A 13,999-nucleotide genomic window follows, 5' to 3' on the forward strand; every position below is an offset into this window, starting at 1 on the left:
GGTTCTACCTCAGCTTCAGTGTGGCAAGGCCGACCAGTACGAGAATCACGGTAATGATCCAGAAGCGGACGATCACACGTGGCTCAGGCCAGCCTTTGAGTTCAAAGTGGTGATGAATCGGCGCCATGCGGAACACCCGCTTGCCGGTCAACTTGAAGGACGCTACCTGGATCACCACGGACAGGGTTTCCATCACGAACACACCGCCCATGATGAACAACACGATTTCCTGGCGCACGATCACGGCGATAGTGCCCAGAGCTGCGCCCAGCGCCAGTGCGCCAACATCACCCATAAAGACTTGTGCCGGGTAGGTGTTGAACCACAGGAACCCGAGACCGGCGCCAATCAATGCGCCGCAGAACACAATCAACTCACCCGCGCCCGGTACATAAGGGATCAGCAGGTAGTCGGCAAATTTCACGTTGCCCGACAGGTAGCAGAAGATACCCAGCGCACCGCCGACCATCACGGTGGGCATGATCGCCAGGCCATCGAGGCCGTCAGTCAGGTTGACCGCATTGCTCGAACCCACGATCACAAAGTAGGTGAGAACAACAAAGCCGATGCCCAGCGGAATGCTGGCGTCCTTGAGGATGGGCAGGATCAGCGTGGTTTCCACCGCGCTTGGCGCCGTCACGTACAAGAAGATCGCCGCGCCCAGACCGAACACCGACTGCCAGAAATACTTCCAGCGGCTTGGCAAGCCACGGGAGTTTTTTTCGATTACCTTGCGGTAGTCATCCACCCAGCCGATGGCGCCGAACAACAGGGTCACGATCAGCACGACCCACACATAACGGTTGCTCAGGTCAGCCCACAACAGGGTGCTGATGGCGATGGCCGACAGGATCAACGCACCGCCCATGGTCGGAGTGCCCGATTTGGACAGGTGCGATTGTGGGCCGTCATTACGTACCGACTGGCCGATCTGACGGTTTTGCAGGGTGCGGATCATCCACGGCCCCAGGCACAGCGACAAGGTCAACGCGGTCAGCACCCCGAGGATCCCGCGCAGGGACAGGTACTGGAAGACCGCGAAGCCTTTATGGAACTGTTGCAGATACTCCGCTAGCAGCAGCAGCATTAATGTTTCTCCCCGCTGGAACCGCACAAAGCCGCAACGACGTTTTCCATCGCAGCGCTGCGCGAGCCCTTGATCAAAATAGTGGTGTTTGTTTCGTGCTCAGCGCGAAGCGCCTTGATCAGGTCAGCCTGATTGGCGAAGTGACGAGCCTGGTGTCCAAAAGCAGTGACGGCATGAGCCATCATGGGTCCCACCGCATAGAGCGCTGAAACTTTGTCGGCGGCATAAGCGCCTACTTCACGATGTCCTTGCTCCGCCCACTCACCCAGTTCGCCAATATCTCCGAGCACCAGGACGGTGCGGCCGGAAAAGGCGGCGAGTATATCAACGGCAGCGCACATTGAGGTGGGGTTTGCGTTGTAAGTGTCATCAATAATTCGCAGGCCTGCGGCGGTCAATTGCGCGACAGCGCGACCTTTTACCGGCAACACGGCTTCAAGGCCGGTTTTGATACCAAACAGCGACACGCCGAGGGCGTGAGCAGCTGCCGCAGCGGCCAGTGCGTTGGCCACGTTGTGGGTGCCCAACAGGTTAAGTTGGACCTGCTCGCTACCCAGCGGGCTGTGCAAGGTGAAGCCCGGGCAACCGCGAGCGTCACGGCTCAGATCGCTGGCATAAAAATCGGCTTGAGGGTTGTTCAAGGCAAAACTCAGCACCTTGCGCCCCGCTGCCCGGTTATTCCAGATGGCGAATGCCTTGTCATCCAGATTCAGGACAGCGATTCCGTCAGCCTTCAGCCCTTCGATGATTTCGCCCTTGGCTTCGACGATTTTATCCGGGCCACCGAACTCGCCCACGTGGGCAGTACCGGCATTGTTGAGCACGGCGACATGGGGCTGGGTCATGGCCACGGTGTAGGCAATTTCGCCGAGGCGTGAAGCGCCCAGCTCAATAACCGCAGCCGTGTGCTCAGTTGTCAGTTCCAGCAGCGTCAACGGCACGCCCAGATCGTTGTTCAGGTTGCCTTTGGTTGCCAGCACCGGGCCACGGGTGCGCAGAATGCAGGCGAGCATTTCTTTGACCGTGGTCTTGCCGCTTGAGCCGGTAATCGCCGCCACCGGTTTGTCGTAGCCGGCACGGTTGAGCGCACCCAGGCGACCCAAAGCTTCGCGGGTGTCCTTGACCACCAGTTGTGGCAGCGCCGACTCCGGCACTTCGCGCTCAACCAGCGCGGCAACGGCGCCCTTGGCAGCCACTTCATTGAGGTAGTCGTGGCCATCGAAACGCGGGCCGGTCAGCGCAATAAACAGCTGACCCTTGCTGATCGCCCGGCTGTCGATGCTGACCCCACTGAAACGGCAGTCGACTTCAACCACTCGCCCCTGCAGGGCAGCAGCCACTTCACTGAGCAACAGAGGCTTAAGCATGGGCAGCCTCCCAAGTGTTCAAGGCTTTTTCGGCTTCGACCAGATCAGAGAAGTCATGGCGTTCGCCGTTGATTTCCTGATAGTCCTCATGACCTTTACCCGCCAGCACGATCACGTCTTCTGCCTGTGCATTGGCAATAATCCGGGCAATGGCATCGCCGCGACCGGCGACAAAGGTGACGTTCTGCGGCGCAGCGAAACCGCCACGGATATCATCGAAGATCTGCCCTGCAGCTTCGGTGCGCGGGTTGTCGTCAGTGACCAGAACACCGTCAGCCAAACGCTCTACCACCTGCGCCATCAACGGACGCTTGCCGCGGTCACGGTCGCCGCCGCAGCCAAACAGGCACAGCAACTGACCCTTGGCATGCGGGCGCAGGGCCAGCAGTACTTTTTCCAGTGCATCCGGGGTGTGGGCGTAGTCGACCACCACCAGCGGCTTGTTGCCGCCACCCAAACGCTGCATGCGACCGACCGGGCCTTCCAGCTTGGGCAGCACTTTGAGAATTTCGTCCAGCGGGTAGTCCAGCCCAAGCAAGGCGCCAACGGCAGCCAGTACGTTGCTCAGGTTGAAACGCCCCAGCAGGGAGCTGCGCAACAGATGCTCGCCTTGTGCGGTGACGACGGTGGCGCGCACGCCATCGTCGTCAAAGATCGCATCACGGCAATACAGGGTGGCGCCGGTGTCTTCGAGGCTATAGCTGATCAGGCGCGACTCATGCTTTTCAGCGGCCAGTTGGCGGCCAAATTCATCGTCCAGGTTCAGCACCCGGCAGCGCAGGTCCGGCCAGGCAAACAACTTGGCCTTGGCGGCGGCGTAAGCCTCCATCGTGCCGTGGTAATCCAGATGGTCGCGGGACAGGTTGGTCAGCACGGCGACGTCAAATGCCAACGCACTGACGCGACCCTGATCCAGGCCATGGGAAGAAACCTCCATCGCTACCGCTTTGGCCCCGGCCTTTTTCAGGTCGGCCAGCATGGCCTGCACGGCAATCGGGTCTGGCGTGGTGTGACGACCACTTTGCAGCGCGCCATAAAAACCGGTGCCCAAGGTGCCGACGATGCCGCAGTGCTGACCCAGCAAGTCAAGCGCCTGGGCCACCAGCTGAGTGACGCTGGTTTTGCCGTTGGTGCCAGTGACACCTACCAGATTCAGATGCCGGCTGGGCTCACCATAAAAACGCCCGGCGATATCCGACAGCTGGGCCGCAAGGCCCTTGACCGGAATTAGCGGCACGGCAGAGATAGGCAGCACATCAGCGCCGTCCACTTCATAGGCCACGGCAGCAGCGCCGCGCTTAAGGGCGTCAGCGATATGTTCACGACCATCGAGCTTGCCGCCAGGCACCGCAAGGAACAGATCACCTGCGCGTACATTGCGGCTGTCGAGGGTCAGTTCACGGATCAGCAGATCGTGACCGGCGTGAGGGAAAATCTTGTTCAGGCTCAGGGACATTAGCCACGCCCTCCTTTGGCTGCTGCAGCGGCTGCCGCTGCTTGTTGCTCCGCTGCCGTTGGCAGGTTATCCGGGATCACGTTCATCAGACGCAGCGTGCCGGACATGACTTTGCTGAATACCGGTGCCGAAACCAGACCACCGAAGTAGCCCGCCTTGCTCGGCTCATCGATCACCACGACGATCGCGTAACGCGGGTCGCTCATGGGACCAAAGCCGGCAAACAGGGAACGGTAGGAGTTCACTGCGTAGCCTTTTACGCCACCACCAGTGGTTTTACGCGCCGTACCCGACTTGCCGCCGACGTGATACGCCGGAACCTTGGCACGCCATACACCACGCGGGTTTTCGATTACTTCCTGGAGCATTCCCTGCAGCGTCTTGGCGACTTGCTCCGGCATGACCTGAGCGGCCTGAACAGGTTTGTCCTTGTCTGTCTTGAGCAGGGTCAGCGGAGCGAGCTTGCCGTTGTTGGCCAGGGCCGAGAAGGCATGCACCAGCTGGATCGCGGTCACGGACACGCCGTAGCCGTAAGACAGGGTCGCGGTTTCCGCCTTGCGCCATTCACGGTAGTTGGGCAGGTTGCCCACACGCTCGCCCGGGAAGCCCAGACCGGTGTCCTGGCCCAGGCCCATCTTGGCCATCTGGCGGAAGATCGCTTCACCGCCGATATCGAAGGCCACCTTGCTCATCCCCACGTTACTGGAGTTAATCAGGATGCCGGTCAGGTCGAGTACCGGACCTTCAGTACGCGATACGTCACGAATGGTGTATTTGCCCAGCTGCAAGGTGCCCGGGTACACCTCAACCTTGTCGGTGGGTTTCCAGCGCCCGGTTTCCAGGGCGGCACTCATGGAGATCGGTTTGACCGTCGAGCCCGGCTCGAACACGTCGATCATGGCGCGGTTACGCATCATCGCCGGTTGCAGGTTGCGACGGTTATTCGGGTTGTAGGTGGGTTGGTTGACCATGGCCAGAATCTCGCCGGTCTTCACATCCATGATCACCAGGCTGCCAGCCTTGGCGCCGTTCTCGACCAGCGCATTGCGCAGTTCGCGGTTGGCCAGGTATTGCAGGCGCAGGTCAATCGACAACGCCAAGGTCTTGCCGGCCTTGGCGTTTTTGGTCACTTGCACGTCTTTGATCAGACGCCCGCGCCGGTCCTTGATCACTTGCCGCTTGCCCGGCACCCCGGCCAGCCATTCGTCATAGGCCAGTTCGACGCCTTCGCGTCCTTTATCGTCGATATCGGTAAAGCCGACCATATGCGCCGTCACCTCACCCGCAGGGTAGAAACGACGGAACTCTTCAATGCCATAAACACCCGGCACCTTGAGGTCGAGCACCACCTGGCCCTGCTCGGGAGTCAGGCCCCGCACCAGATAGATAAATTCTTTGTTGGCTTGCTGTTCCAGGCGTGCGGTCAGCACCTTGGGGTCTTGCCCAAGCGCGTGTGCCAGGGCTGGCCAACGGTCTTTGGCAACCTGCATTTCCTTGGCATTGGCCCACAGGGTGGTCACCGGCGTGCTCACGGCCAAAGGCTCGCCATTGCGGTCGGTAATCAGGCCACGGTGTGCAGGGATAGGGATATGCCGCAAGCTGCGAGCATCGCCCTGGCCCTTGAGGAAGTCATGGTCGATAACTTGCAGATAAACGATCTGGCACGCGATTGCACCTACCAGCAGTGCCAGCAATGCCAGCACCACACGAAAACGCCACGGATAGAGCGCGCCTTCGAGTTTGATCATGGCGCCACCATTCGAACTTCTGCTGCGCCAGGAATGCGCATCTTCAGTTGTTCGCTGGCCAGGGTTTCGATGCGGCTATGGGCAGTCCAGGTGCTCTGCTCGAGAATCAGGCGGCCCCATTCGGCCTGCGCCTTGTCCCGTACGCTCAGCTCCCCGTACAGGGTGTTGAGCAACTGGCGGTTCCAGTGGGCGCTATACGAAACGCCCACAGCCGAAACCAGCACGCCAATAAACAACAGCAGCATGAAAAAACTTCCGCCGGGAAGTGGTTTGGCGAAGAGCTTGTTCAACGAAGCTTCTCCGCGACGCGCATGACAGCGCTGCGCGAGCGCGGATTGGCTTTGAGTTCGGCATCGGACGCGGTCTGTGCCTTGCCATGAATCTTGATCTTCGGTTCGAAGGCAACGTGCTGCACGGGCAAGCCGCGCGGCAGGTTGTCGGGCTCGCCTTTGACCAGTTTGCGCATAAACAGTTTGACGATGCGGTCTTCCAGCGAGTGGAAGCTGATAACGACCAAGCGGCCGCCGATAGCCAGGGACTCAAGGGCAGCTTCAAGGCCAGCCTCAAGGTCACCCAGTTCGTTGTTCACATGAATGCGCAGGCCCTGGAAAGTGCGGGTCGCCGGGTGCTTGCCCTTCTCCCAGGCCGGGTTGGCCACTTTCAGCACTTCGGCCAGGTCGCCTGTACGCTCGAACGGCTTGATATCGCGACGTTCGACAACCGCACGGGCCATGCGACCGGAAAACCGCTCTTCGCCGTATTCCTTGAATACGCGGGCGATTTCCTCCTGGGAGGCAGTGTTGACGAACTCGGCCGCGCTGATACCGCGATCAGGGTCCATACGCATGTCCAGCGGGCCGTCATTCATAAAGCTGAAGCCGCGCTCCGGGTCGTCAAGCTGTGGTGAGGAGACACCCAGATCAAGCAACACGCCGTCGACCTTGCCAGCCAGACCGCGCTCGGCAATTTCGGATCCCATTTCCGCAAAACTGCGCTGCACAATGACAAAGCGGCCGTCTTCGGCCGCCAGCGCTTGCCCGGTGGCAATCGCTTGTGGATCTTTATCGAACCCGAGCAGACGCCCCTCAGGGCCCAGCTTCTGGAGTATCAGGCGGCTATGTCCGCCGCGACCGAAGGTGCCATCCAGATAGCATCCATCAGGGCGTACGGCGAGAGCCTCTACGGCTTCGTCGAGCAGTACGGTGATGTGGTTGAAGCCGCTATCTATAGTCACAGAATTAAATCACGCAGTTCGTCAGGCATCGCGCCCGGTTGTTGAATGGCTGCAAGGTCAGCGGCAGAAACCGCCTCCCAAGCATCCTCGTCCCACAGTTGAAACTTGTTCAGCTGGCCCACCAGCATTGCGCGCTTGTCCAGTCGGGCATATTCACGCAAGCGGGGCGGTACCAGAAAACGACCACTGCCATCGAGCTCAAGGTCGACGGCGTTACCAATCAACAGACGTTGCAAGCGGCGGTTTTCTTCACGCAGCGAAGGCAACGCCCGAAGCTTGGTTTCAATCAACTCCCACTCATCGAGGGGGTACACACACAAGCAGGGATCAACGGCATCAATGGTCACGATCAGTTGCCCGGAACTGCGCAAATTCAACTCGTCACGGTACCGGCTCGGCATTGCGAGACGGCCCTTGGCATCGAGACTGATTGCGTTGGCTCCGCGAAACACTGGCCGCATCTCCAAATATTAGCGTTTTACGTCTAAAAAACCCACTTCACGCCACTTTTCACCACTTATGCACACTATAGGAATGCGCCCACACCACCGTCAAGGAGCGGCCTACAGGAAAACCCTTACATAACGGAGATTTAGGAGGGGAAATAGACGTGGAGCAGTAAGCGGAGAGATTTTTTGACCCGCGACGTGCCGCAAATTCAAAGCTCTGGACTTCAAACTTAAAGTAGTTTGTTAAGAGTAAGAACTTTTCGGCATTACGTCGGGAAATAATCTTGCGATGAATTGCAGGGGGGATAAGGCAATTGCGAATATAGCAATCTGCCTGCAGCGCAGACAGAAGAAAAAAAGGTGGAGAGTCGATCTGTAAGCCGGGTTCTGTCGTGAACAGTCATTCGTCTACGATGGCCATCACTGGACATCTTTAGCAACCTACCCGGTCCCAGCGCGGGCCACGCCTTGGGACCCTATTTGGTCTTGCTCCAAGTGGGGTTTACCTAGCCACGAACTGTTGCCAGTCGTGCGGTGCGCTCTTACCGCACCTTTTCACCCTTACCGGCGCCGAAGCGCTTAGGCGGTTATTTTCTGTGGCACTTTCCGTAGGCTCACGCCTCCCAGGCATTACCTGGCACTTCGCCCTATGGAGCCCGGACTTTCCTCCCCCCCCTAATTTTCATAGAGGGCAGCGACTGTCCAATCGACTCTCCGGCGCGAAGATTAACTGTACAGAGCGTATAGAACAAGCGTTAAAAGCCGCAAGGCAGGTTGATTTGCCTGACTTGCGGCCTTTAGCCACGGGCTAGAACACAAAGAAATATCAAAGTGCCATCACCCGATATCAATTGTTACTCACTTTTCTGCTTTTCAAGTGCAACTTGGTACAACACGTTTTTGCGCTCACCGGTTATTTCAGCTGCAAGTGCAGCAGCACGCTTGAGCGGCATTTCTTTAAGCAGCAAGTCGAGAATACGCATTGCCTCACTGCTGACCGCGTCTTCCGTTTCTGGCGCAGTCCAGCCGGCAACCAGAACCACACACTCGCCGCGCTGCTGGTTACTGTCGCTTTCAACAAAAGCGCGCAGCTCGGACAGGGGCAAACCTTTGAGCGTCTCGAATGTTTTAGTCAGCTCACGCGCCAGCAATGCCGGGCGCTCGGGCCCGAATACCAATTCAAGATCTTGCAGGCACTCAAGAATACGGTGCGGGGCCTCGTAAAAAATCAGTGTGCGCGGCTCTTCCTTAAGTAATTGCAGCCGCGAACGACGCCCAACCGCCTTGGCCGGCAGGAACCCCTCAAAGATAAAGCGATCAGAAGGCAGCCCCGCAGCCGACAAGGCGGCGATCAAGGCGCAGGCTCCCGGCACGGGCACGACCTTGATCCCGGCAGCGCGCGCCTGACGCACGAGGTGATAGCCGGGGTCGGAGATCAGCGGGGTACCGGCATCCGAGATCAATGCCACATCTTCACCCGCCAGCAAACGCTGGATAAACCGGCTGCCTTCATCACGCTCGTTATGCTCGTGACAGGCACCCAGCGGCGTGGAGATACCAAAATGCTGCATCAAGCGCAGGGAGTGGCGCGTGTCTTCGGCCGCAATCAGCGATACATCACGCAATACCTTGAGCGCACGCGCACTGATGTCGTCCAGGTTACCGATGGGCGTGGCCACCACATAAAGTGAGCCAAGAACGGAATTCATATCACCTGGAGCAGTCAAAACGCACACCTCATAAGAGTTAAAGGCGCCATTGTAGCGCGTAGAGCCCTCATGAACGCACCCACCCTGCAGGCCGCAAAACGCCAACCGGGTAAACTTTTAATGCCACAACGTACATAACGCATCTAAATTCAGGCTTTATTGCCTCTAACATCGCGCCCCGGCCAGTGCTTGGGTACACTTCCCAACTCATTTGATCGAGTATCAGGAACACTACATGATCGCTTGCCTGCGGCTGTTCACTGCCCTCTGCCTTGCTGCCCTGCTGGCGGCTTGCGCCAGCTCGCCCTCGTCCAGCCTTGGCGAACTTCCACGGACCCCGGATGCCAGCCTTGAGCAATTGCTCCAGCAGGCCACCGAGAGCACCAATCCGGAAAAGGCCGCCCTGTTGCGCCTGTCGGCAGCCGACCTTGCCCTGCGCCAGCAAAACAACGCCCGCGCCGCGCAGATCCTGGCCATGGTCCCGCTGGACCAGCTCAAGCCCGCACAACAGGTTTTTGCCAACACCCTGGCAGCCGAACTGGCGATGAACCGCAATGATCCCAAGGCCGCAGTCGCCGCCCTGAATCATCCAAGCACATCGATCCTGGGCGAGCTGCCCGTCGACCTGCAAGTGCGCACCCGTACCGTACATGCCCGCGCCCTGGAGGCTGACGGCCAGGCCCTGGCCGCCGCCCGTGAACGCGCAGCGCTGAGCCCGAACCTGACCGGCGATGCCGCCAACAGCAACAACGACGCTATCTGGGCACTGGTGGCCAGCTTGCCGGCCGAGCAACTGCACGCCCAGGGCAATGATGTACTGAGCGGCTGGATGTCCCTGGCCCTGGCGGTGAAAAGCGCCGGCACCCTGCAAGACCAACAGAACGCGATTGATCAATGGCGCGCACAGAACCCGGCCCACCCGGCCGCTATCCAGCTGCCGACCCCACTGGTCAAGCTCAAGGAGCTGGCCAGCCAGCCCCTGACCAAGATCGCCCTGCTGCTGCCACAGGACGGCCAACTGGCCTCGGTGAGCAAAGCACTGCGTGATGGCTTTATGGCTGCACATTATCAGGCCCAGCAAGCCGGCCAGAACCCGCCGAGCATTCAGTTCTATGACAGCTCGCGCCTGACCTCGCTGGACGAGTTCTACCGCCAGGCACAAGCCGACGGCGTGCAACTGGTGGTTGGCCCACTGGAAAAAAACCTGGTCAAGCAACTGAACAGCCGCCCGCAACTGCCGATTACCACCCTGGCCCTGAACTACAGCGAGGGCACCCAAGGCCCGGCGCAACTGTTTCAGTTCGGTCTGGCGGCTGAAGACGAAGCCCGCGAAGTGGCTCGCCGCGCCCGGGCCGACGGCCTGACCCGCGCTGGCGCCATGGTCCCGGTCGGTGAGTGGGGCGATCGCGTGCTCAAGGCATTCCGCCAGGAATGGGAAGCCCATGGCGGCACCGTCGTTGGCGTTGAACATATCGACAAACCTGTAGCCCTCGCCCAGCAAGTGGCCGATCTGGTGCAACTGCGCAAAAACGGCGGCTCGAGCGAACCAACGCGTCGCCAGGACATGCAGTTCCTGTTCCTCGCCGCGACCCCGCAGCAGGCCCAGCAGATCAAACCCACGCTGAACTACCAGTACGCAGGTGATCTGCCGGTATACGCAACCTCCCACGTATTCAGCGCCAGCGGCGACCAGAACCAGTACAACGACATGAACGGCATCCGTTTTTGCGAGACCCCCTGGCTCCTCGACCCGAACAACCCGCTACGCCAGCAAGTGACCGCACAATGGCCGCAAGCAGGCGGCAGCCTGGGCCGCCTGTATGCGATGGGTATCGACGCCTATCGCCTGGCACCGAGCCTGGGCCAGCTTAAAGCCCTGCCCGACAGCCGGATCGACGGTATGTCCGGCAGCTTGAGCATGAGCCCGACCCAACGTGTAGAACGTCAACTGCAATGGGCCGAATTCGCCAATGGCCAGCCTCAACGCCTGCCGGCTACCGCCAACTGATGCCCGAACGCTCAAGCCAGCAAACTGGCAAGGATGCCGAGCGCCTCGCGCTGCGGCATCTTGAGCAACAGGGTTTGCGCCTGCTGGCACAGAACTGGGCATGCAGGCGCGGCGAGCTGGATCTGGTCATGCTTGACGGCGATACAGTAGTATTCGTCGAAGTTCGTTACCGTCAACATGCGCAATGGGGTGGCGCACTGGCCAGTATTGACGGCCGCAAGCGTCAAAAACTGATACTTGCCGCCCAGCATTTCTTGCAGCAACAGACACGCTGGGCCAATCACCCGTGCCGCTTTGACGTGGTGACGATGGACAGCACAACACCCCGACTGAACTGGCTACGGAATGCCTTTGACAGCCAGTAGCGCTGCCAGGCCGATTCCAGCTCCCTTTTTCAACGATTTTGCTTTGCTTTGCGGGCTGCACATTCTTGTGCCGGGAAGTCACCCAGGAACACCTGGTTCACGCCCGACCAGCCGCCCTACTTAAGGTCACATAGATGGACATGCAATCCCGGATTCGCCAGCTTTTTCAGGCCAGCATCGACACCAAGCAGCAGGCGATGGAAGTGCTTGCCCCTCATATCGAGCAAGCCAGCCAGGTGATGGTTAACGCACTGCTCAATGAAGGCAAGATGCTCTCGTGCGGCAATGGCGGGTCGGCAGGCGACGCCCAGCACTTCTCATCCGAGCTGCTCAACCGCTTCGAGCGCGAGCGCCCGAGCCTGCCTGCCATCGCACTGACCACCGACACGTCGACGATCACCTCGATCGCCAACGACTACAGCTTCAACGAAATTTTCTCCAAGCAGATCCGCGCCCTGGGCCAGCCCGGCGACGTGCTGCTGGCCATTTCCACCAGCGGCAACTCGGCCAACATCATCCAGGCCATCCAGGCGGCCCACGATCGCGAAATGATCGTGGTCGCAATGACGGGCCGTGATGGCGGCGGCATGGCCTCGCTGCTGCTACCCGAGGACGTGGAGATCCGCGTTCCTTCCAGCGTCACTGCACGCATCCAAGAAGTCCACCTGCTGGCGATCCACTGCTTGTGCGATCTGATCGACAGCCAACTGTTCGGGAGTGAAGAATGACTTTAAATCGCCTAGGCCTGGTAGCCCTGACCCTGTGTCTTGGTCTGACCGCCGGTTGCAGCTCGGTACTGACCGCTACCCGCGACACCCCTATCGAGGATGATCGCGGCACCCGCACCTTCGGCAGCAAAATCGATGACTCGCTGATCGAAACCAAGGTCGCCGTGAACGTGGCCAAGGCCAATCCGGATCTGGATACCGGTTCGCACATCGTCGTCACCAGCTACAACGGTATCGTGCTGCTGGCCGGCCAGACCCCGCGTGCAGACCTCAAGGCCCAGGCCGAACAGGCGGCAGCTTCAGTCCAGCGGGTGAAAAAGGTCAACAACGAGCTGCAGGTCATGGCTCCTTCGTCAATCCTGGCGCGCAACAACGACGCCTGGCTGACCACCAAAATCAAGACCCAGATGCTGACTGACAGCGCCATCCCTGGCTCACGCATCAAAATCGTCACCGAGAACGGTATCGTCTACATGCTCGGCCTGGTCACCAAACAGGAGGCCGCCCGCGCCACCAGCCTGGTGCAAGGTGTTTCCGGGGTGCAGAAAATCGTCAAACTGTTTGAGTACATCGACTGACGGCCACGGCTGCCAGACACAAAAAAGGCGACCTTTTCAGGTCGCCTTTTTTATTACTTCACCACTTTCAGGCTTGGCCGACCTGTAGGTCGCGGCGGCTCGGATCCTGGCGGCGGACTATCGTCACCCGGCTCAACCTCGTCATCAGCCTCGAGAGGCTCTTCCAGGTCAAACACCATGCCCTGACCGTTCTCACGGGCGTAAACGCCCAGAATGGCTGCAATAGGCACGTACAAGGTGTGTGGTACACCACCAAAGCGCCCTTCAAAGCTTACTGCTTCGTTGTCCATGTGCAATTGACGCACGGCGGTTGGCGAAACATTGAGGACAATCTGCCCGTCACTGGCAAAACCCGCAGGCACTTGCACCTTGGGGTAGTCAGAGTTAACCAGCATGTGCGGAGTGCAGTCGTTATCAACGATCCACTCGTAGAGCGCACGCACCAGATAAGGTCGACTTGAATTCATCGAGGGCTCCTAAAGCTTTAGCGCATGTCGCGTTCGACACCAGACAGACTCGCCTGGAAAGCCTCACGCGCAAATTGGCGCTCCATATAGTCGAGCAACGGCTTGGCTGGCCGCGGCAATTCAATACCCAAAACAGGCAGACGCCAGAGTATCGGCAATAGACAGCAGTCGACCAGACTTTGCTCATCACTGAGGAAAAAAGGTTTGTCGGCAAATAATGCAGAAACACCCGTCAGGCTCTCGCGCAACTCCTTGCGGGCTTGCACGCGCGCCGGCTCCTTGGTCCGCGAATCAAGAATCAGGTCGACCAGCGCACACCAGTCGCGCTGAATACGATGAATCAGCAGGCGGCTATTGGCCCGTGCCACCGGGTACACCGGCAACAGCGGCGGATGCGGATAGCGCTCATCCAGATATTCCATCACCACAGTCGACTCCCACAACGCCAGGTCACGATCGACCAGGGTTGGCAGGCTGCCGTAGGGGTTCACTTCGATCAGCTTCGGCGGCTGACGGCCCGCCTCCACACTGATGATCTCGGCGCTGACACCTTTCTCTGCGAGCACAATGCGCACTCGGTGGGAATAGTGGTCGGCGGGGTCGGAGTAACAGGCCAACCGATTGGTCACGCCCATGGCGGTCCTCCTCGCTTGTTGAAATTATCGGGAGCGGAAAAACGAACGCGCCCAAGGAAAGCCTCTGATAACCACAGGCCAGGTGACTGGCAAGGTCATTGACCCCGCCTGTCACCCGCCCTGCACTGTTACCTTTTCAGAGACACCCTTGGGCGCGCACGATTAACA

At 59.5% G+C, this 13,999-nt stretch carries 14 protein-coding genes and 1 other RNA gene; 4 read left to right on the forward strand and 11 right to left on the reverse strand.

Going from position 1 to position 13,999, the window contains the following annotated elements; genetic code table 11:
* Positions 1 to 4: 4 nt before the first annotated feature.
* The 9 genes from mraY to rsmI form a co-directional block, all read right to left on the reverse strand.
* Positions 5 to 1,087, reverse strand: coding sequence for a phospho-N-acetylmuramoyl-pentapeptide-transferase (mraY, locus tag ACP7BE_RS10860; protein ID WP_095001537.1), 1,083 nt, complete (start codon positions 1,085 to 1,087; stop codon positions 5 to 7).
* Positions 1,087 to 2,454, reverse strand: coding sequence for a UDP-N-acetylmuramoyl-tripeptide--D-alanyl-D-alanine ligase (locus ACP7BE_RS10865; RefSeq protein WP_095024045.1), 1,368 nt, complete (start codon positions 2,452 to 2,454; stop codon positions 1,087 to 1,089). Before ACP7BE_RS10865 ends, mraY begins: the two co-directional genes overlap by 1 nt.
* Positions 2,447 to 3,910, reverse strand: a complete 1,464-nt coding sequence (locus ACP7BE_RS10870; RefSeq protein ID WP_095001539.1) for a UDP-N-acetylmuramoyl-L-alanyl-D-glutamate--2,6-diaminopimelate ligase — start codon at positions 3,908 to 3,910, stop codon at positions 2,447 to 2,449. Before ACP7BE_RS10870 ends, ACP7BE_RS10865 begins: the two co-directional genes overlap by 8 nt.
* Positions 3,910 to 5,658 carry a peptidoglycan D,D-transpeptidase FtsI family protein gene (locus tag ACP7BE_RS10875; protein WP_095018295.1) on the reverse strand — a complete coding sequence of 583 codons (1,749 nt, stop codon included), beginning with the start codon at positions 5,656 to 5,658 and terminating at the stop codon, positions 3,910 to 3,912. The genes ACP7BE_RS10870 and ACP7BE_RS10875 overlap by 1 nt, the downstream gene beginning before the upstream one ends.
* Positions 5,655 to 5,948, reverse strand: a complete 294-nt coding sequence (gene ftsL, locus ACP7BE_RS10880) for a cell division protein FtsL (protein ID WP_019823808.1) — start codon at positions 5,946 to 5,948, stop codon at positions 5,655 to 5,657. The genes ACP7BE_RS10875 and ftsL overlap by 4 nt, the downstream gene beginning before the upstream one ends.
* Positions 5,945 to 6,892 carry a 16S rRNA (cytosine(1402)-N(4))-methyltransferase RsmH gene (gene rsmH / locus ACP7BE_RS10885; protein ID WP_165446504.1) on the reverse strand — a complete coding sequence of 316 codons (948 nt, stop codon included), beginning with the start codon at positions 6,890 to 6,892 and terminating at the stop codon, positions 5,945 to 5,947. Before rsmH ends, ftsL begins: the two co-directional genes overlap by 4 nt.
* Complete coding sequence (gene mraZ / locus ACP7BE_RS10890) at positions 6,889 to 7,344, reverse strand: division/cell wall cluster transcriptional repressor MraZ (protein WP_095001541.1); 456 nt, start codon at positions 7,342 to 7,344, stop codon at positions 6,889 to 6,891. The genes rsmH and mraZ overlap by 4 nt, the downstream gene beginning before the upstream one ends.
* A gap of 357 nt (positions 7,345 to 7,701) precedes the next feature.
* Positions 7,702 to 8,055, reverse strand: an RNA gene (gene rnpB / locus ACP7BE_RS10895) — RNase P RNA component class A.
* A 140-nt stretch (positions 8,056 to 8,195) separates the two neighbouring features.
* Positions 8,196 to 9,050 (reverse strand): 16S rRNA (cytidine(1402)-2'-O)-methyltransferase, encoded by an 855-nt coding sequence (rsmI, locus tag ACP7BE_RS10900; protein WP_095001542.1) that lies wholly within the window; start codon positions 9,048 to 9,050, stop codon positions 8,196 to 8,198.
* Between the two features lie 235 nt (positions 9,051 to 9,285).
* On the opposite strand from rsmI, the gene ACP7BE_RS10905 reads away from it, so the two are divergent.
* The 4 genes from ACP7BE_RS10905 to ACP7BE_RS10920 all read left to right on the forward strand — a co-directional run bounded on the left by ACP7BE_RS10905 (position 9,286) and on the right by ACP7BE_RS10920 (position 12,729).
* On the forward strand, positions 9,286 to 11,058 hold the full coding sequence (locus ACP7BE_RS10905; RefSeq protein WP_095018294.1) for a penicillin-binding protein activator: 1,773 nt from the start codon (positions 9,286 to 9,288) through the stop codon (positions 11,056 to 11,058).
* Complete coding sequence (locus ACP7BE_RS10910; RefSeq protein ID WP_095001544.1) at positions 11,058 to 11,423, forward strand: YraN family protein; 366 nt, start codon at positions 11,058 to 11,060, stop codon at positions 11,421 to 11,423. Before ACP7BE_RS10905 ends, ACP7BE_RS10910 begins: the two co-directional genes overlap by 1 nt.
* A gap of 134 nt (positions 11,424 to 11,557) precedes the next feature.
* Positions 11,558 to 12,151 carry a phosphoheptose isomerase gene (locus tag ACP7BE_RS10915; protein ID WP_095001545.1) on the forward strand — a complete coding sequence of 198 codons (594 nt, stop codon included), beginning with the start codon at positions 11,558 to 11,560 and terminating at the stop codon, positions 12,149 to 12,151.
* Positions 12,148 to 12,729: a BON domain-containing protein gene (locus ACP7BE_RS10920; protein WP_095001546.1), complete on the forward strand. Its 582-nt coding sequence runs from the start codon at positions 12,148 to 12,150 to the stop codon at positions 12,727 to 12,729. The genes ACP7BE_RS10915 and ACP7BE_RS10920 overlap by 4 nt, the downstream gene beginning before the upstream one ends.
* A 53-nt stretch (positions 12,730 to 12,782) precedes the next feature.
* On the opposite strand, the gene ACP7BE_RS10925 is transcribed toward ACP7BE_RS10920, so the two are convergent.
* Positions 12,783 to 13,196, reverse strand: coding sequence for a ClpXP protease specificity-enhancing factor (locus tag ACP7BE_RS10925; protein ID WP_095001547.1), 414 nt, complete (start codon positions 13,194 to 13,196; stop codon positions 12,783 to 12,785).
* Between the two features lie 17 nt (positions 13,197 to 13,213).
* A complete protein-coding gene (locus ACP7BE_RS10930) occupies positions 13,214 to 13,831 on the reverse strand; it encodes a glutathione S-transferase N-terminal domain-containing protein (protein ID WP_016779514.1) in 618 nt (205 codons plus the stop codon).
* Positions 13,832 to 13,999 lie beyond the last annotated feature (168 nt).

Source organism: Pseudomonas sp. TWR1-1-3, from assembly GCF_049896805.1.
Taxonomy (GTDB): domain Bacteria; phylum Pseudomonadota; class Gammaproteobacteria; order Pseudomonadales; family Pseudomonadaceae; genus Aquipseudomonas; species Aquipseudomonas bubulae.